Raw genomic sequence first — 16,763 nt, 5'->3', positions numbered from 1 at the left:
AGCCGCAGCAGAACGGCCGTCATGAACGCATGCACCTGACCCTGAAGCAGGAGACGGCCAGTCCGCCGGCGGACAGCTTGGCGGAACAGCTTGTACGCTTCCGCGACTTTCAACAGGTCTTCAATCACCAACGGCCGCATCAGGCCCTGGGCCAGATCCCGCCGGCGGATGTCTACAGCCCTTCGCCCCGGTCATGGGACGGTCAGCTACGCTCGCCCGACTATCACCAGAGCTGCCAGGTCCGAAAAGTGCGTTCCAACGGCGAAATTAAGTGGAAAGGCCGCACCGCCTTTGTCTCCTCCGCCCTCAAGGGCGAACCAGTCGGCCTTTGGCGGATCGGCGAGAACAACTGGTTGGTCAAGTATGGCCCCATTATCCTCGGCACCATCAAGGGAGAGAATAAAATGCACCGCATCATGCCCATCAAGCAAACCAGACGGACGAAACTGACCGCTAACTCCAATAAACTGTAACCTATGTCATGACGAAAAACTGTTACCCATGTTGAGAGGCGGGCAATCCCCGGTATCTTGGGCCAAGGGCGAGGCGAAAACCAGAGCGGGGTGACGCGGCGGCGCTGGCGGCGCACAATGCGCTGCCATGCTGATCACCATCGCCCGCAACGCGCTCTACGTCCTCATCGCCTACGCGGCCTTCGCCGCCATCATGTACGTGATGCAGCGCTCGCTGATGTATTTCCCCGACCGCCAGCCGCCGCAGCCGGCCCAGGCCGGCCTGCCCGAGATGCAGATCGTGCGCTTTGGCACCGCTGACGGGCTGGAGCTCATGGCCTGGTACCGTCCGGCAAGCGGCCAGCGTCCGACCATGGTCTACTTCCACGGCAACGGTGGCAACATCGCCGGCCGGGGCTACAAGGTGAAGCCCTACCTCGATGCCGGCTATGGCGTCATGCTGGCGGAATACCGCGGCTACGGCGGCAACCCCGGCAGCCCCCACGAGGCCGGCCTCTACGCCGACGGCCGGGCGGCGCTGGACTGGCTGGCGGGTGAAGGCGTGACGCCCGAGCGCCTGGTGATCTACGGCGAATCGCTGGGCTCGGGGGTGGCCGTGCAGTTGGCCAGAGAACGCGCGCCGGCGGCGCTGGTGCTGGAGGCACCCTTTTCCAGTGCCGTCGACGTCGCCGCCTCGGCCTATTGGTTCCTGCCGGTGCGCTGGCTGCTCAAGGACCGCTACGATTCACTCTCCAAGATCGGCGCCGTGCGGGCGCCGTTGCTGCTGATCCACGGCGAGCGCGACCACGTCATACCGACGCGCTTCGGGCGGCGCCTATTCGCCGCCGCCAACCAGCCCAAAAAGGCGGTCTATCTGCCGCACGGCGGCCACAACGACCTGCCGGCCCACGGCCTGACGCCGGCGGTGCTGGATTTCCTTGCGGACCTCTGAACAAGGCCCTCGGAATTGGTCTCCAAATAGGTCCCTGTCCCCAATTTTTCCCCAATTTTTCGCGGCCCTTTCGTTAACAAAAACCCGCCTAACAAGATTGGTCCCTGTCCCCGAAACTCCACAAATCGCTAAAAATTAACGGCATTCCAAATATTTGGTCCCTGTCCCCTTAATTAAGATTTGTTAAGGCCGCAAGGGGGGGCTAGTCGAAATCGAAATCGCTATCGTCGCCGGTGGCGCCGCCGAAGTCGTCGCCGCGGCTGCAGATCCAGACCTTGGCCAGCAGCCACATGACCACCGCCCAGGCCACGAAGCCGGCCAGCCATACGCCCCAGTATTCGCTGATGGCGGCGCTCAGGCCGGCCGCCATTCCCGCCTTGGGGTCCATGCCGGCGGCCTCAGTCCCCGGCCGTCACCTGGGCCAGGGCCTCGAGCGGCAGCAGCACGCATTCGTGGCGGCTTTTGTGGCCTTGCACGGGCGTGAACACCGCCAGTTCGGCCCAGGCGCCGTCGGGCGCCGGGCCGCCTTCCAGCATGGCGGCCAGGGCGGCGCGGGCGGCCTCGGCCGAGCCCTGGTCCTGGCCCGGCGCGGCCTCTGCCAACACCGCCGCCGCGGCCTGGCAGAGCGCGCAGCCCCGCACGTGGTGGCCGACGGCGCTGACCCGGCCGTCCTCGAGGGCGACGTCGAGGGTGATGCGGTCGCCACAGAGCGGGTTGTCCAACGTCACCGTGGCGTCGGGCTTCTCGAGGCGGCCGGCACCGACGCCGGAACGGGCGTGGATCATGATCGGGTCTTGGTAAAGGTCGGCGTTCATGTCAGCTTTCCGATGGCGTCTTCGAGGCCGCTGAGCAGGGCGTCGACGTCGCTTCTGTCATTGTAGACCGCCAGGCTGGCCCGCGTCGTGCCCGTGAGGTCGAAGGCTTCCATCAGCGGCTGGGCGCAGTGGTGGCCGCCGCGCAATGCCACGCCATGGCCGTCGAGGATCTGGCAGATGTCGTGGGGGTGGGCGCCTTCGACGTGGAACGAGATCACCGGTGCCCGGTTCTGCAGGCTGGCCGGGCCGATCAGGCGCAAGCGGCCGCGGCCGCCGTCGAGCAGCGTCAGGCCGTCGAGCACGGCGGCGGCGAGATCGTTCAGATGTTCCTCCACGGCGGCGCCGGGCAGGCTTTCGACCCAGTCCATGGCGGCGGCCAGGCCCACGGCCTGGGCGATGGGCGGCGTGCCGGCTTCGAACTTGTGGGGCACGCGGGCCCAGGTGCTCTCGGCTATGCTGACGCTGCGGATCATCTCGCCACCGCCCAGGAAAGGCGGCATTTCCTCGAGCAGTCCACGCCGCCCCCAGAGCACGCCGATGGCGTTGGGGCCGAACATCTTGTGGCCTGAGAAGGCGTAGAAATCGACGCCCAGGGCTTGCACGTCGAAGGCGCCGTGGGGGGCGCGCTGGGCGCCGTCGACCAGCACCATGGCGCCCACCGCCCGGGCCGCCGCCACCAGGCGGCCAAGATCGCTGACGGCACCGGTGACGTTGGAGACGTGGCTGACGGCCAGCAGCTTGCAGCGTGGCGTCAGCAGCTCGTCGATGGCGTCAAGGTCGAGGCGGCCCTCGCGGCTTACGGGCAGGACCTTGAGTTTGATGCCGGCGCGGTCGCGCAAGAGCTGCCAGGGCACGATATTGCTGTGGTGTTCGAGGCGCGTGATCACCACCTCGTCGCCGGGCTCCAGCATCTGACCCAGCGAATGGGCCACCAGGTTGATGGCCATGGTGGTGCCGGAGGTAAAGACGATCTCGGCCGCCTCGGCGGCATTGACGTAGCGGGCGGCGCGAATGCGTGCCTGTTCATAGGCCTCGGTGGCAGCCTCGGCGAGAAAGTGAACGCCACGCAGCACGTTGGCGCGGTGGCCGGTCTCGTGCTCCGCCAGCGCCGCCAGCACGGCTTCGGGCATCTGGCTGGTGGCCGAGTTGTCGAGGTAATGCAGCGCCCGGCCATGAACCGGGCGGCTCAGGATGGGGAACTGTGCCCGGATCTGTGCCACGTCGAAAGCCATGCCCGCCTCCCCTCAGCCCGCACCAAGCGCCGCCAGGGCCTCTGGCGTGTCGACGTCGAGCAGCACGCCGGGGTCGTCGATGGCCACCTCGCAGACCACTTCGGCATGTTCGCCGATGAGGTGGCGAGCGCCCACGTCGCCGGCCACGCCGGCGATCTCGGCAAACAGCGAAGCCCCCCAGAGCACCGGGTTGCCGCGCTTGCCCTGGTAGACGGGGACGCAGATGGCGCGGCCCTCGAGGGGGTCGAAGGCGCTGATCAGGGCGTCGATGTGGCGGCTTTTGACCCCGGGCATGTCGCCCAGACAGACCATCACGCCGTCGACCCGGGCGCCGCTCTGGGTCAGGGCCCCGAGGCCCGTGCGCAGCGAGGTACTGAGGCCCTCGTCGAAGCGTGGATTGTGCACGATGGTGAGATCACGCCCGGCCAGCGCGGCCCCTAGGCGTTCGGCCTCGAAGCCGCTGACGCCGACCACGGTGGCGGCGGCCGAGGCCGCCACGGCATCGACCACTCGGGCCACCATGGGCTGGCCATCGATCTCGGCCAGCAGCTTGTTGCGCCGGCCGGTGCGGCGCGACTGGCCGGCGGCCAGCACGATGGCGGCGATGCGCGGCCGGCTGGGTGGCTCCGCCACTTCGCCGTCGCGGGGTTGCGGCCGGCTGGGAATCTCCTTCAACAGCCCGCCGGCACCCAGCGCCGTGAGGTCGCTGCGCACCACCGTCAGGCCGGCCAGCAGGCGCTGCAAGACCCAGTCGAAGCCGTTCAGTTTGGGCGAACGGGCACAGCCCGGCAGGCCGATCACCGGCACGGCGCCGAGGCGCCCGAGCAGCAAAAGATTGCCGGGATCGACCGGCATGCCGAAGTGATCGACGCTGCCGCCGGCCAGCTCGATGGCGGCCGGGATGACGTCGCGCCGGTCGACGATGGCCGAGGCACCGAAGAGCAGGATCGGCCGGCAGTCGAGCTGGCGCAGCTCGCTGATGGCGGCCGCCACTTCGGCCGCCTCGTGGTCGCAAATGCGAACCTCGTCGAGCCGGCTGCCCAGCCCCTCGAGCCGGTCCCGCGTAACGCCGGTGGTCTTCTCCAACACGCTTTCCTTGGTGCCCGCCGAGCGGGTCAAAATCAGGCCGGCCCGGTGTGGCACAAGCGGCGCCACGCGCACCAGCGGCCCATCGCCGGCGGCGATGCTGACCGCCATGTCCAGCGCCAGCGCGGGAGCGGCAAAGGGGATGATCTTGATGGTGGCCAGCAATTGCCCGGGCTCGACCTGGTCGTAGGGCGCGATGGTGGCGATGGTCAGGGCCTCGTCGATGGCATTGACCTCGGCCACGCGCTGGGCGTCGACGACGGCCAGGCCGGGCTCGGCGGCATAGAGATTGGCGCGCCCGGTGAAGGGCTCGGCCACCTCGGTGCCGTCCCCGGCGGCGGCCTCGGCCAGGGCCTTTGCTGCTTCGTCCTCGGCCACGTCGCCTGATTCCAGGCGCGCGGCCATGACCTCGGCGATGCCGGCCCGGTCCAGCACCGCCAAGTCGTCGGGGCTCAGCACCCGGCCTTTCTTGAATGCGGCGGTGGAGCATTTGACGCTGTGGGCGAGAATGGCACCGGTCGCCTCGGCCAGCGGGATGGGGCCGAATTTCACGCCGTTTGCCTCAGCGCTTCGGTGATCTGGGCCATGATCGAGATGGCGATTTCGGCCGGCGACTTGGCGCCGATGGAAAGCCCCACCGGGCCATGGATGCGGGCCAGCGCGGTTTTGTCGAAACCGGCCTGGGTCAGGCGTTCGAGCCGTGCCGCATGGGTGCGGCGGCTGCCCAGGGAGCCGATATAGAAAACCCCTGAGCGTAGCGCCACCTCCAGCGCCGGGTCGTCGAGCTTGGGGTCGTGGGTCAGCGTCACCACGGCCGTGCGGGCGTCGAGCGCCAGCGCCTCGAGGCCGTCGTCGGGCCATTCATCCATCAACGTCACGCCGGGAAAGCGCTCTCCCGTGGCGAAGGAGCGCCTGGGATCGATGACCGAGACCTCGTAGCCGGCCAGCGCCGCCATGCGTATGAGGGGCTGGGTGATGTGCACGGCGCCGATGACGATGAGGCGCAGCGGCGGATTGAAGACATGCAGAAAGACCGTGCCGGCGGCCGTCTCCACCGGCCCGGAGCGGTCGGAATGAAAGGCCTTCCGGACCGCCTCGGCCAAATCGGCATCGGGCTCGCCATCCAGCTTGTCGGGGTAGAGCAGGCGTTCCTCGCCGTCGGTCAGGTTGGTGGCCAGCGCCACCGGTCGCTTGGCGGCGCGTTCGGCCAGCAGGGCCCCGAGGGTAGCCGATTTCATTCCACGGCCTCGATGTAGACCTCGACCTTGCCGCCGCAGGCCAGGCCGACCTCCCAGGCCTGGTCGTCGCTGACGCCGAAATCGAGCACCCGGGGAGGGCCGCCGGCGATGACCTCCAGCGCCTCCTTGACCACGGCGCCCTCGATGCAGCCGCCCGAGACCGAACCGACGAAAGCACCGTCGCCGTCGACCGCCAACTGGCTGCCCACCGGCCGGGGCGAGGAGCCCCAGGTCGAAACCACGGTGGCGAGCGCCACATCACGCCCGGCCTGGCGCCAGGCGGCGGCCTGTTCCAGCACGTCGTCGGGCCAGGTGTGTTGATCGCTCATGATGCCGCTTTGAGAAATTCGCTCACGCCTTCCTCCGTTCTTGGCATTTCGCGGCCCAGCGCCTGGGTCAGGTCGCCCAGGCTGGCCAGATTGTGAATTGTGCGAAACTCGTCCACATGGGGCAAGATCGCCTTGATACCAAGCGATTTAGGCTCGAAACCCTTATAACGCAACAACGGGTTGAGCCAAATCAAGCGCCGGCAGGACTTGTGCAGCCGTTCCATTTCGCCCTGCAGGCCATGGCCCGTGTCGCGGTCGAGACCGTCGGAGATGAACAGCACCAGCGCCCCCTGGCCCAGCACGCGGCGCGACCAGTGGCGGTTGAAGTCCTTGAGACAGTGGCCGATGCGGGTGCCGCCGGACCAGTCCTCGACCAGTTCGCTGACCTTCTCCAGGGCCAGATCGACGTCGCGCTGGCGCAGCTGACGGCTGATGTTGGTGAGCCGCGTGCCAAAGACAAAACTGTGGACGCGGTCGCGGTCGTTGGTGATGGCATGCACGAAATGCAGCAGCATGCGCGAATAGCGGCTCATGGAGCCCGAGATATCGCAGAGAATGACCAGCGGCGGATGACGCCGCCGGCGCTGGCGGCGGCGCAAGGGGATGATGTCGGCGCCCGAGCGCAAGCCCGCCCGCAGCGTCGCCCGCATGTCGACGCGGGGTCCCAGGGGGTGGGCCTGAAAGCGCCGCGTCGGCACCATCATGATGGGCAGCTTGAGGTTGGCGATGAGGCGTTTGGCCTCCTCCACCTCGGCCGCCGACATGCTCTCGAAGTCCTTGTGCTGCAGCACCTCGCTGGGCGAATGGCTGCCGCTGGCGTCGATCACCATCTCGTCGCCGGGCTGCTGGTCCGGTCTCTCGCCGGCTCCGGGGAAGAGTGCCTCTTGCACCCGCCGGCTGGCTTTGTCGACTTCGCTCTCGCCGCCCTCGATGGAGGGCAGCAGCAACGACATGGCCTTTTCCAGGATCTGCGGGTTGCGCCAGAAGATATGGAAGGCCTGGTCGAAGACCTCGCGCTGGTCGCGCCGATTGACGAAGACGGCGTGCAGCGTCCAGTAAAGGTCGGCCCGGCTGCCGATGCCGGTGGCCTCGACGGCGCGCAGCGCATGGATCACCTTGCCCGGCCCGATGGGCAACCCGGCGGCCCGCAGCACGCGGCCGAAATGCATGATGTTAGCGGCCAGCTTGCCGCCTGTGTCGGGGGCGGATGCGGCATTTTTCATGTCCGCCCTAACCCACGGCGGCCAATTCCGCGTTGACCTTGTCGAGCACGCGCTTGGCCTCGCTGCCCCGCAGTTTCTCGATGTCGTCCTGGTACTTGAGCAGCACGCCGAGGGTGTCGTTGACGGTCTCCGGGTCCAGTGCCAGGGCATCCAGTTGCGTCAGAGCGGTGGCCCAGTCGATGGTCTCGGCGATGCCCGGAAGTTTGAAGTAATCGCCATCACGCAGCTCCTGGATGAAGGCCACGACCTGGCGGCTTAGCGTGGCCTGGATGCCGGGCAGCTTGAGGGTCAGGATCTCCAGCTCGCGCTCGGCCTGGGGATAGTCGACCCAGTAATAGTGGCAGCGCCGCTTCAGGGCGTCGTGGATTTCGCGCGTGCGGTTGGAGGTGATCACCACGATGGGCGGCTCGGGCGCCTTGATGGTGCCGATCTCGGGGATCGAGATCTGAAAGTCGGCCAGCACTTCCAACAGGTAGGCCTCGAAGGGCTCGTCGGTGCGGTCGAGCTCGTCGATCAGCAGCACCGGCGGACCCGCCGGGTCGGGCTCCAGGGCCTGCAACAGCGGCCGGCGAATGAGGAAACGCTCGGCGAAGACGTCCTCGGCCAACTGGCCGCGGTCGCTGATGCCGGCCGCCTCGGCCAGGCGGATCTCGATCATCTGGGCGGCGTAGTTCCATTCATAGACCGCCGAGCCCACATCGAGGCCCTCGTAGCACTGCAGCCGCACCAGGCGCCGGCCCAGGGTAGCCGCCAGCACGTTGGCGATTTCCGTTTTGCCGACCCCGGCTTCGCCCTCGAGAAACAGCGGCCGGGCCAACTTCAAACTGAGGAAAAGCGCCGTGGCCAGGCTGCGGTCGGCGACGTAGTTGCCGGCTTGCAAAAGCTCACGCGTCTCGTCGATCGACTGGGGCAGGGAATGCGCCATCGCCTTGGGGATCTCTGTCTGAAAAAGTATCGGGGGAGGCGAACCTCCCCCGAAACAAAGGTTGGGCCAAAGCGTGGCCCTGTCAACAGGCGGCGATCGCCCTTTTGGCCATCACCTTGACCAGATGGGCGCGATATTCAGCACTGGCGTGGATGTCCGAATTCAAGCTCTCCACGGGCAAATCGACGCTGTCGACGGCGGCGACCGTGAAGTTCTCGTTGAGTGCCGCCTCGAGGCGCGGGCCGCGGTGGGCGACATGGGTCGCCCCGGTGACCGCGACGCGTACGCCGTCCGCGGTCTTGGCCACGAAGACCCCGACGATGGCATAGCGCGAAGCCGGGTTCTTGAACTTCCGATAGGCCGCCGACTGGGGTGCCGGGAAGCTTACCGAGGTGATGATTTCACCTTCGTTCAAGGCCGTCTCGAACATGCCGGTAAAGAAATCATCGGCGGCGATCTCGCGGCTGTTGGTCTTGATGGTGGCACCCAGTGCGAGCGCCGCCGCCGGATAGTCGGCGGCCGGGTCGTTGGTGGCCAACGAGCCCCCCAGTGTGCCGGCGTTGCGCACGTGGGGATCGCCGATGTCGCCGGCCAGGGCCGCCAGGGCCGGGATGGCCCCAGCCACGTCGGCCGAGGCCGCCACTTCGGCATGTGTGGTCATGGCCCCGATGGTGACGCCGCCGGCGTCGGCCGTGATGCCCTTGAGGTCGGCGATACGGCCGAGATCAACCAGGTCGCTGGGCGAGCCCAGGCGCTGCTTGAGCGTCGGGATCAAGGTCTGGCCGCCGGCCAGATAGAGGCCTTCGCTGGCGGCTTTGTGGGCCGCGGCCGCGACGTCGACGCTGCCGGGTCGGTGGTACTGGAAGTCATACATGATGTGTCCCCCTACTCGGCCGCTTTGGGCGCTGATTGCAGGGCCTGCCACACAGCTTGCGGCGTGGCCGGCATGTCGATCGTGGTGATGCCCAGCGGTGCCAGCGCGTTGACGATGGCGTTGATCACCGCCGGTGGGGCGGCGATGGCGCCGGCTTCGCCGCAACCCTTGACGCCGAGCGGATTGTGCGGCGGCTGGGTGGGGGCGTAGTCGACGTCGAAGTTGGGCAGGTTGTCGGCCCGGGGCATGGTGTAGTCTATGTAGGAGCCGGTCAGGATCTGCCCGTCGTCGTCGTAGAGGCAGAGCTCGGTCAGGGCCTGGCCGACACCGTGGGCGATGCCGCCGTGGACCTGGCCTTCGACGATCAGCGGGTTGACGATGGTGCCGAAATCGTCGACCGCCGTGTACTTGACGATCTCGACGCTGCCGGTCTCGGGGTCGATCTCGACCTCGCAGACGTGGCAGCCCGCCGGGAACGAAAAGTTCATGGGATCGAAGAAGGCTTTTTCGTCAAGGCCCGGCTCCAGGCCCTCGGGGTAGTTGTGGGGCACATAGGCGGCGAAGGCCACCTCGCCGATGTTCATGACCTTGTCGGTGCCGGCCACGCTGAAGTTGCCGTCATTGAACTCGATGTCGTCTTCGGCTGCCTCGAGTATGTGGGCAACGATCTTGCGGCCCTTCTCGACGATCTTGTCGCAGGCATTGACGATGGCGACGCCGCCCACCGGCAGCGAGCGTGAGCCGAATGTGCCCATGCCGAAGGGGCCCTTGTCGGTATCGCCGTGCACCACCTCGATGTTCTCCACCGGCACACCGAGGCGATCGACGACAAGCTGGGCAAAGGCCGTTTCGTGGCCCTGGCCGTGGCTATGGGCGCCGGTGAAGACGGTGACATTGCCCGTCGGGTTGAAGCGCACTTGCGCCGATTCCCACAGACCAACGCCGACGCCCAAGGATCCCACCGCCGCCGAGGGGGCGACGCCGCAGGCCTCGATGTAGGCCGAGAGGCCGATGCCGCGGTACTTGCCTCGGCCCTTGGCTTCGGCCCGGCGGGCCTCCATGCCGGCGTAATCGGAATTGGCCAGCGCCTTGTCCAGGGCGGCGTTATAGTCGCCCGAATCGTAGCACTGCACCACCGGCGTTTGGTAGGGGAACTGATCGGCCGGGATGAAGTTGCGCCTGCGGATCTCGGCTGGATCCAGGCCCATCTCGGCGGCCGCCACGTCGACCACGCGTTCCAGCAGATAGGCCGCCTCGGGCCGTCCCGCACCGCGCGCCGCATCGACCGGCGCGGTGTTGGTCAGCACCGCCATCATCTCGATGTAGATGGCCGGCGTGGTGTACTGGCCGGCCAGCAGGAAGGCGTGGAAAAGCGTCGGGATGGTGGCCGAGAAGAGCTGCAGGTAGGCTCCCATGTTGGCCTTGGAAGATACCCTCAGGCCCAGGAACTTGCCGTTCTCGTCGAGCGCCAGTTCCACCGTGGTGAGGTGGTCGCGGCCGTGCGCGTCCGAGAGGAAGGCCTCGGACCGATCGCCGTTCCACTTGACCGGCCGGCCCACCCGGCGAGCCGCCCAGGCACACACCACTTCTTCGTTGTAGACGAAGATCTTGGAGCCGAAGCCGCCGCCCACGTCGGGCGCCACGACACGGAATTTGTGCTCGGGTGCGACCTGCACGAAGGCCGACATGACCAGGCGATGGACATGCGGGTTCTGTGAGGTGACGTAAAGCGTGGTTTCGCCGGTGCCGGTGTTGTAATCGGCATTCGCCGCTCTGGGCTCCATGGGATTGGTGACCATGCGGTTGTTCACCAGGTCGAGTTTGGCCACGTGGTGGGCCCCGGCGAAGGCTTCGTCGACGGCCGCCTTGTCGCCGAATTCCCAATCCAGCACGACGTTGTCGGGCACGTCGTCGTGAAGCTGCGGCGCGCCCGACGCGGTGGCCTTGGCCAGCGACGTGACAGCCGGCAGCGCGTCGTAATCGACCGCCACCTTCTCGGCCGCGTCCTTGGCCTGGGCCAAGGTCTCGGCGATGACGACGGCGACGTGGTCGCCGACGTAGCGCACCTTGCCCTGGGCCAGCACGGGATGGGGCGGCGCCTTGTTGGGCTCGCCGTCCTTGCCGGTCAGCGAGGCACCGAAAGGCAGCGGCGCGATGCCGTCGGCCTCGGCGTCGTCGCCGGTCAGTACCGCCACCACGCCGGGCGCGGCTGCCGCGGCACTGGTGTCGATGGATTGGATCACGGCGTGGCCGTGGGGCGAGCGCACAAAGGCGGCGTACGTCTGCCCTGTCAATGTGATGTCGTCGGTATAGTTGCCCTTGCCGGTGAGGAAGCGCTGGTCTTCCTTGCGCACCAGGCGGGCGCCGATGCCATTCTCTGCCATGATCAGCCCCCCATTCCCTTGGCCCCGGCCGCGATGGCCTTGACGATGTTGTGATAGCCGGTGCAACGGCAGATGTTGCCCTCGAGCTCGGCCCGGATGGTGGCTTCGTCGGGGTTGCCGTGGCGCTTGGCGATGTCGACCGCGCTCATCACCATGCCGGGCGTGCAGAAGCCGCACTGCAGGGCATGATTTTCGCGGAAGGCCTCCTGCATGGGATGCAGGGTGTCGCCATCGGCCAGGCCCTCGATGGTGACGACGTCGCCGCCGTCGGCCTGCAAGGCCAGCGTGGTGCAGGACTTGATGGCCTTGCCATCGAGGTGCACGACGCAGGCGCCGCACTGGCTGGTGTCGCAGCCGACGTGGGTGCCGGTGAGATGAAGATGCTCACGCAGGAGCTGAACGAGAAGGGTGCGGCCTTCGACCTCCGCAGACATCTGCTTCCCGTTCACCGTGAGAGTTACGGTGGGCATTAGCGTCCTCCCTTGAAATGCCTCAGTTATTCTTTTTCTTGGGGTCGTTGCTTGCGTCCCCCTCCGGCAGCGGCGCCGGGGAGAACATGACCCCTCGCGGCTGACAGTCTCCCGCCCCGCTTGCGGGGCGTCAAGCCGGTTCTTTACGGAATCACGACAGCGTTATTGCTTCAGGCCGTAATAGATCAGACCGACGAAGACGATGGCGATCAGGCTGGCGACCCAGACCACGGGCGGCAGGCCGGCCGGCTCGGCGGCCGGCGGTGGCGGAGATGCAGCGGGCTGCTCCGCGGCGGCTAGTGCCGCGGTTTCGGCGGCGGCCGTCATGTGGGCCACGAAGGCCTCGAAGAATTGCCCGGCTATCTGCTTGGCCGCGGTGTCGACCAGGCGCGAGCCGATCTGTGCCAGCTTGCCGCCGACGTTGGCTTGGGCCCGATAGCGCAACACCGTGGTACTGTTGTCTTCCTCTGCATCGAGAGTCACCTGGGCGCCGCCCTTGGCGAAGCCGGCGGGGCCGCCCTGGCCCTCGCCGTTGATGCTGAAGCTGGCCGGGGGGTCAAGCTCGGAAAGCGTGATCTTGCCGCCGAACTTGGCCCGCACCGGCCCCACCTTGAGCGAAACGGTGGCCTTGAATTCGGTCTCCGACAGCTTCTCCACGGCCTGGCAATTGGGAATGCAGGCGGCCAGCACCTGGGCGTCGTTGAGGGCCTCCCAGACCTGCTGGCGCGGCGCCGGAATGCGATGTTCCCCGGTCATTTCCATGCTGTCGTCCTCCGGCTCTCGAAATCTCTGCGGAACCTAGCCGGTATTTTTCGCCTGGTCACGGTCTGCCTCCCTATAATGCCTCGACGGCAACCCGGTTAGGGGCGAATTCGGTGCGTTCACCGGCAGTGCGATCGACCTTCGACGTGGTGCTCTGGCTGCTGGCCCGCGGCGCCTCGGCCGAGGTGCGGCTGTCGGCCCAGAAGCTGCAGCGCCTGCTATACCTGGCCCAGGCCCACTATGCTGCCGCCAACGAGGGCTGCAAGCTGATGCCGGCGACCTTCCTGGCCAGCGAGCTGGGGCCGCTCGAGCCCAGCGTCTTCCACGTTTTCGACGGCCCGTTGCCGAAGCTCAAGGCGAGCCCCCTGAAAAGCGAAATCATGGTCTTTCTCGACGGCCTGTGGGCCCGCTACGGTGGGCCAGACGGCGGATGAGCTGCCGGCCTTGGTGCGGCGCGACCTGGCCTTCCGCGAGTGCCTGGACGAGGACGAAGCCAACGTCGAGATCGAGGTTGCCGCCCTGGCCGATGCCTATCGCCTCAACCCACCGCTGGTCGAGCCGCCGCCCGACGATCGCGAATTTTGGACCATGGACGGCAAGAAGGCGGAGAAATGGGTGCCCGGCGGTGGTAGACAGGCGCCGAAGTCCGCTCCCCCCGAGGCGGCGCCTAAGCCGGCGGCAAAACCTGCCGCCAGCATCGATCTCGACAGCCTGCCATCGCAGTTGCGCGAGGTCGTGGCCGAGAGCCAGGCGGCCGAGGCGGCCGGCAAGGAGGCCAAGGCCGCAGAGACCCCGGAGGCCGGGCCGCCGAGCCTCGATCAGCTCGATGCCGCGGCCCTGCCGCCGGACCTCAGGGCGCTGGTCGAACGGGTGCAGGGGCCGGGTCGGCAACACAGCGCGCCGGACCCAGATAAACTTAAGAAAAAACCTTAGCTTTTCTTTTTAAGTTTTTGTAATTGCTTCTTAAATCTCTCGCATGGATTACCGGTATCACGGCGCGGCGTGAACCACACGAAGTCGAACGGCAAGCGCTCGGCGAGGTAGCTCTCGGCATAGCGCGCGGCCTCCTCGTCTCCGATCCGGACCTCCTGGAAGCTTAGCGACAGCACCATGGCATCGGGTGCCAGGCGGTCCAGCACCATGGGCACGCCGTGATCGGAGCGGGCGTGGCCGGCGCCGGCGATGAGCACGGCGCTGGCCCCGACGCGCACCAGAGCATCGGCCATGGCGGCATCCTTGGCGCGCTGCACCCGGGCGACGGCCGGCACAGCCAGCTTGGGCAGGTAGCCGCAGTGCGAGGCGCCGATTTCCTTCTCCATGGCCAGGCGGTCGTAGGGGTGAAGAGGCTGGTCGAGGCCGGTGCGGCTGACCAGATCGGCCTCGAGGGCATGGTATCCTTGCTTGCCGATGGCGCGGCTCAGGCGCCTGGGCAGGTTGGCTGCCACCACCGGCGCCCCGGCCGCCAGCGCCGCCTGGGCCAGTGGCCGGTAGTGCTGCCAGTCGGGCCAGCCGGTGCGCTCCCACTTCACCGCCTTGCCGATACTTTGGGCGGCCTGGGCCGTGTCCTTGGGGGTGGCCGCCAAGTGGCCCTGCAGGGCCGCGGCCTGGTCGAAATCGATCATCTCGAAAGCCAGCGCCGGGTTCCGGCCGAAATCATAGAGCTGGCGCAGCATCTGGGCCTGCAGGCGGTGATGGTCGAAATTGTCGTGCTTCTCGCCGAGCATGACGTAGGTGGCTTGGCCGAGGCGGCCGATCAGTTCCCGTTCCGTGATGAATTCCTCGCCGGCCACGTCCCAGATACGCCCGACCAGGGGATTCTGCTGGCCGAAGAAGCTCAGCCAATGGCCGGAACAGCCGGCCAGCAGCAGCGCGCCGACGAGAACAGCGTTGCGCAGCAACATCAGGCGAGCAATCGTAGGAAAACCACGGCGACGACGATCATTTGCCCCAGATTGATCGCTACACCCAGCGACGGTTCTCCGTCTACCCGCCCCCCAGTTCCTTGGGAATGGCATAAAAAATCGTCTCCCAGCGCTCAAAGCTATAGACCTCGACGTGGAAGGTGTAATCCTGGCAGGCCCGGAAGAGCAGCCGCGGGATATTCCAGAAATCGAAGGTGAAGTGGTAGATGCTGATGGCCAGTTGCGGCCGGAAGCGCCGGATGGTTTCGATCGATTTGGTCAGCATCTTGCTTTCGGCGCCTTCGAGGTCGAGCTTGATCAGGTCGAGGCGCTCGAAGCCCTGCCGCGACACGAATTCGTCCATGGTCAGGCAGGGAAAGGCCACGGTGGGCAGGTCGGGCAGCGCCAGCTTGGCGTAGAGCGAGACCTCGCCCTCGTCGTCGAAGGGCAACTCGACCTCGCCGCAATATTCCTCCAGCGCCACCTTGTGTTCGACCACGCGGTGGCTGCCGGCCTCGATCCAGGGCCGCACGTAATCGGTCAGGGGGTCGTGCCCCAGCGGATCGACGTTGTGGATCTCGGCCCCCATGGGCAGGTGCGAGATGAAGAAGGGCAACTCATAGCCTCCCAGCACGCCGCCGTTCAGCACCACCTGGCAGTGCTGGTGGCGGATGTAGTCGAAATACTGCACGGATTTGAAGGCGCGGGCGGTGTAGTGGCTCCAGTGCTGCTCGGGCTCGCCGGCGATCAGCATCTTGTAAACCTGGCGGCTGTGGTCGTCGGACAAACCCCGCAGTACTTCGACGACATCTTCCTCGTGCTTCATCACCGTTTCGGAGATCAGGCTGAGGTAGCTGTGCGGCGTCAACTGCGGCTCGCCGGGTTGCGGATCCTTCTTGGCCCGGCCCCGGGCATGCAGCAATTCGACGAAGTCCTGGCGCGAGGTCCTAACCTCGCCGTCGTCGTAGCTCAGCCGGTCGAGGAAATGACAGGCGAACTCCCAGTAGGACCACATCTCGTCCACCGGCAGCGGCATGAAGATGATGTCCGGATCGTCGCGCCGTGACAAAAAGAGATCCCGGGCCGCATCACGTTCGAGCTCGCAGATCACCAGCACGCTCTCGCCGGCCTCGACCGGGTCGTCGACGAAGCCCGCGAAAGTGGCCTGGGGCCTGAGCAGTTCCAGGATCTTGACCAGCACCTTGGAGATCTCGCTCTCGCCCAAAATGGCGAAGCAGATCTCTTCGGGAAACTTCAGCGGCGCATCGACGATCATGGCGCGGGGCCTTTGCTGATTACTCCCCCGGCCGCACGATCTTGCGCTCGGCCGGCTGGTCGCCCCGGATCTCCATATAGTCCGGATAGGCGGCGCCGCTACCGATCAAAATACCGCCGTCGACGATCAACTCGGCACCGGCACACATGGCGGCGCCCGGGCCCAGGAAGAACATCACGGCGTTGGCGATGTCGTCGGGCATGACCCAGCGGCCCAGGGGAAAGTTCTCGGCGTTGGCGGCGCGCTTTTCGGCGCTCAGGTTCTGTTCCACCAGCGGCGTCAGCGTCGGTCCGGGGCAGACGATGTTGACGCGGATGCCGAACTGGGCGAGCTCGTAGGCCATGTGGCGGGAAAAGCCGATGAGGCCCCATTTCGAGGTGGTGTAGTGCATGCCGGCCAGCATCGAGATGTTCTTGCCGGCCACCGAGGAGATGTTGACGATGGCGCCGCCAGCGGCCTCTTTCATATAGGGAACCGCAGCCCGGGTGCAGTTGAAAGCGCCGGTCAGGTTGACGCCCAGCACCCGCTCCCAGTCGCCGTCGGGGATGTTGGCCAGCGTGCGCGGCGGCGCGATGCCGGCGTTGTTGACCAGGAAATCGACGCTGCCGAAGCGCTCCGACACCTCCTCGACGGCGCTGTCGGCGGATTCCCAGTCGGCCACGTCGGCCGACCAATAGGCGGCGGCGTCGCCCAGTTCGTCGGCCAGCGCCTGGCCCGCTTTGTCGTCGACGTCAAACAGCGCCGCCCGGGCCCCGGCGGCCACCAGGGCCCGGGCGGTGGCGGCGCCGATGCCCTTGGCAGCGCCCGTGACGATGCCGGTGCGGCCGGCGAAACCTTCGCTCAT

Annotated in this window: 19 protein-coding genes; 4 read left to right on the top strand and 15 right to left on the bottom strand. The window is 67.0% G+C overall.

The features are described from left to right. Positions 1-473 (top strand): integrase core domain-containing protein (locus QGG75_05245; GenBank protein ID MDP6066648.1); only part of this gene is annotated, 473 nt, incomplete at its 5' end. Positions 474-600: 127 nt separating this feature from the next. After that, positions 601-1,404 (top strand): alpha/beta hydrolase, encoded by an 804-nt coding sequence (locus QGG75_05240; GenBank protein ID MDP6066647.1) that lies wholly within the window; start codon positions 601-603, stop codon positions 1,402-1,404. 202 nt (positions 1,405-1,606) lie between these two features. Here the strand turns inward: QGG75_05240 and QGG75_05235 are convergent, their stop codons facing one another. The 12 genes from QGG75_05235 to QGG75_05180 all read right to left on the bottom strand — a co-directional run bounded on the left by QGG75_05235 (position 1,607) and on the right by QGG75_05180 (position 12,742). After that, positions 1,607-1,792 (bottom strand): hypothetical protein, encoded by a 186-nt coding sequence (locus QGG75_05235; protein ID MDP6066646.1) that lies wholly within the window; start codon positions 1,790-1,792, stop codon positions 1,607-1,609. A 10-nt stretch (positions 1,793-1,802) separates the two neighbouring features. After that, entirely contained in the window at positions 1,803-2,219 is a 417-nt protein-coding gene (locus QGG75_05230) for an iron-sulfur cluster assembly scaffold protein (GenBank protein MDP6066645.1), read from the bottom strand. Further along, a complete protein-coding gene (locus QGG75_05225) occupies positions 2,216-3,451 on the bottom strand; it encodes a SufS family cysteine desulfurase (GenBank protein MDP6066644.1) in 1,236 nt (411 codons plus the stop codon). The genes QGG75_05230 and QGG75_05225 overlap by 4 nt, the downstream gene beginning before the upstream one ends. A gap of 12 nt (positions 3,452-3,463) precedes the next feature. Beyond that, a complete protein-coding gene (locus tag QGG75_05220) occupies positions 3,464-5,089 on the bottom strand; it encodes a molybdopterin-binding/glycosyltransferase family 2 protein (GenBank protein MDP6066643.1) in 1,626 nt (541 codons plus the stop codon). Then, the gene (locus QGG75_05215; protein MDP6066642.1) at positions 5,086-5,775 is read right to left on the bottom strand and encodes an XdhC family protein; all 690 of its coding nucleotides are present in this window, start codon (positions 5,773-5,775) and stop codon (positions 5,086-5,088) included. Before QGG75_05215 ends, QGG75_05220 begins: the two co-directional genes overlap by 4 nt. Then, the gene (locus QGG75_05210) at positions 5,772-6,104 is read right to left on the bottom strand and encodes an XdhC family protein (protein ID MDP6066641.1); all 333 of its coding nucleotides are present in this window, start codon (positions 6,102-6,104) and stop codon (positions 5,772-5,774) included. Before QGG75_05210 ends, QGG75_05215 begins: the two co-directional genes overlap by 4 nt. After that, on the bottom strand, positions 6,101-7,327 hold the full coding sequence (locus tag QGG75_05205) for a VWA domain-containing protein (GenBank protein MDP6066640.1): 1,227 nt from the start codon (positions 7,325-7,327) through the stop codon (positions 6,101-6,103). Before QGG75_05205 ends, QGG75_05210 begins: the two co-directional genes overlap by 4 nt. Before the next feature lie 7 nt (positions 7,328-7,334). Continuing rightward, the gene (locus QGG75_05200; GenBank protein MDP6066639.1) at positions 7,335-8,252 is read right to left on the bottom strand and encodes a MoxR family ATPase; all 918 of its coding nucleotides are present in this window, start codon (positions 8,250-8,252) and stop codon (positions 7,335-7,337) included. A gap of 82 nt (positions 8,253-8,334) precedes the next feature. Next, positions 8,335-9,126 carry a xanthine dehydrogenase family protein subunit M gene (locus tag QGG75_05195; protein MDP6066638.1) on the bottom strand — a complete coding sequence of 264 codons (792 nt, stop codon included), beginning with the start codon at positions 9,124-9,126 and terminating at the stop codon, positions 8,335-8,337. 11 nt (positions 9,127-9,137) lie between these two features. Then, complete coding sequence (locus tag QGG75_05190) at positions 9,138-11,510, bottom strand: xanthine dehydrogenase family protein molybdopterin-binding subunit (GenBank protein ID MDP6066637.1); 2,373 nt, start codon at positions 11,508-11,510, stop codon at positions 9,138-9,140. Between the two features lie 2 nt (positions 11,511-11,512). Next, positions 11,513-11,980, bottom strand: a complete 468-nt coding sequence (locus QGG75_05185; protein ID MDP6066636.1) for a (2Fe-2S)-binding protein — start codon at positions 11,978-11,980, stop codon at positions 11,513-11,515. A 162-nt stretch (positions 11,981-12,142) separates the two neighbouring features. Then, entirely contained in the window at positions 12,143-12,742 is a 600-nt protein-coding gene (locus QGG75_05180) for a carbon monoxide dehydrogenase subunit G (protein MDP6066635.1), read from the bottom strand. Between the two features lie 113 nt (positions 12,743-12,855). Between QGG75_05180 and QGG75_05175 the strand changes: the two genes are divergently transcribed. Together QGG75_05175 and QGG75_05170 are read left to right on the top strand one after the other, a co-directional pair. Then, on the top strand, positions 12,856-13,176 hold the full coding sequence (locus QGG75_05175; GenBank protein MDP6066634.1) for a hypothetical protein: 321 nt from the start codon (positions 12,856-12,858) through the stop codon (positions 13,174-13,176). After that, positions 13,157-13,675, top strand: a complete 519-nt coding sequence (locus tag QGG75_05170) for a hypothetical protein (GenBank protein ID MDP6066633.1) — start codon at positions 13,157-13,159, stop codon at positions 13,673-13,675. Before QGG75_05175 ends, QGG75_05170 begins: the two co-directional genes overlap by 20 nt. Here the strand turns inward: QGG75_05170 and QGG75_05165 are convergent. The 3 genes from QGG75_05165 to QGG75_05155 form a co-directional block, all read right to left on the bottom strand. Next, a complete protein-coding gene (locus QGG75_05165) occupies positions 13,672-14,643 on the bottom strand; it encodes a ChaN family lipoprotein (protein MDP6066632.1) in 972 nt (323 codons plus the stop codon). The two genes, QGG75_05170 and QGG75_05165, sit on opposite strands and share 4 nt — an antisense overlap. Before the next feature lie 82 nt (positions 14,644-14,725). Next, a complete protein-coding gene (locus QGG75_05160; GenBank protein MDP6066631.1) occupies positions 14,726-15,919 on the bottom strand; it encodes an FkbM family methyltransferase in 1,194 nt (397 codons plus the stop codon). Positions 15,920-15,938: 19 nt separating this feature from the next. Continuing rightward, on the bottom strand, positions 15,939-16,763 hold the full coding sequence (locus QGG75_05155) for an SDR family oxidoreductase (protein MDP6066630.1): 825 nt from the start codon (positions 16,761-16,763) through the stop codon (positions 15,939-15,941).

It is taken from the genome of Alphaproteobacteria bacterium (genome assembly GCA_030740435.1).
Lineage (GTDB): Bacteria > Pseudomonadota > Alphaproteobacteria > UBA2966 > UBA2966.
The sequence above is the reverse complement of the archived record's forward strand: the minus strand, read 5'-3'. Positions and strand labels throughout refer to the sequence as shown.

Coding starts and splice junctions, on each gene's coding strand:
- QGG75_05240 (MDP6066647.1), top strand. CDS start 601: ATGCTGATCACCATCGCCCGCAACGCGCTCTACGTCCTCATCGCCTAC.
- QGG75_05235 (MDP6066646.1), bottom strand. CDS start 1,792: ATGGACCCCAAGGCGGGAATGGCGGCCGGCCTGAGCGCCGCCATCAGC.
- QGG75_05230 (MDP6066645.1), bottom strand. CDS start 2,219: ATGAACGCCGACCTTTACCAAGACCCGATCATGATCCACGCCCGTTCC.
- QGG75_05225 (MDP6066644.1), bottom strand. CDS start 3,451: ATGGCTTTCGACGTGGCACAGATCCGGGCACAGTTCCCCATCCTGAGC.
- QGG75_05215 (MDP6066642.1), bottom strand. CDS start 5,775: ATGAAATCGGCTACCCTCGGGGCCCTGCTGGCCGAACGCGCCGCCAAG.
- QGG75_05210 (MDP6066641.1), bottom strand. CDS start 6,104: ATGAGCGATCAACACACCTGGCCCGACGACGTGCTGGAACAGGCCGCC.
- QGG75_05205 (MDP6066640.1), bottom strand. CDS start 7,327: ATGAAAAATGCCGCATCCGCCCCCGACACAGGCGGCAAGCTGGCCGCT.
- QGG75_05200 (MDP6066639.1), bottom strand. CDS start 8,252: ATGGCGCATTCCCTGCCCCAGTCGATCGACGAGACGCGTGAGCTTTTG.
- QGG75_05195 (MDP6066638.1), bottom strand. CDS start 9,126: ATGTATGACTTCCAGTACCACCGACCCGGCAGCGTCGACGTCGCGGCC.
- QGG75_05190 (MDP6066637.1), bottom strand. CDS start 11,510: ATGGCAGAGAATGGCATCGGCGCCCGCCTGGTGCGCAAGGAAGACCAG.
- QGG75_05185 (MDP6066636.1), bottom strand. CDS start 11,980: ATGCCCACCGTAACTCTCACGGTGAACGGGAAGCAGATGTCTGCGGAG.
- QGG75_05180 (MDP6066635.1), bottom strand. CDS start 12,742: ATGGAAATGACCGGGGAACATCGCATTCCGGCGCCGCGCCAGCAGGTC.
- QGG75_05165 (MDP6066632.1), bottom strand. CDS start 14,643: ATGTTGCTGCGCAACGCTGTTCTCGTCGGCGCGCTGCTGCTGGCCGGC.
- QGG75_05160 (MDP6066631.1), bottom strand. CDS start 15,919: ATGATCGTCGATGCGCCGCTGAAGTTTCCCGAAGAGATCTGCTTCGCC.
- QGG75_05155 (MDP6066630.1), bottom strand. CDS start 16,763: ATGAGCGAAGGTTTCGCCGGCCGCACCGGCATCGTCACGGGCGCTGCC.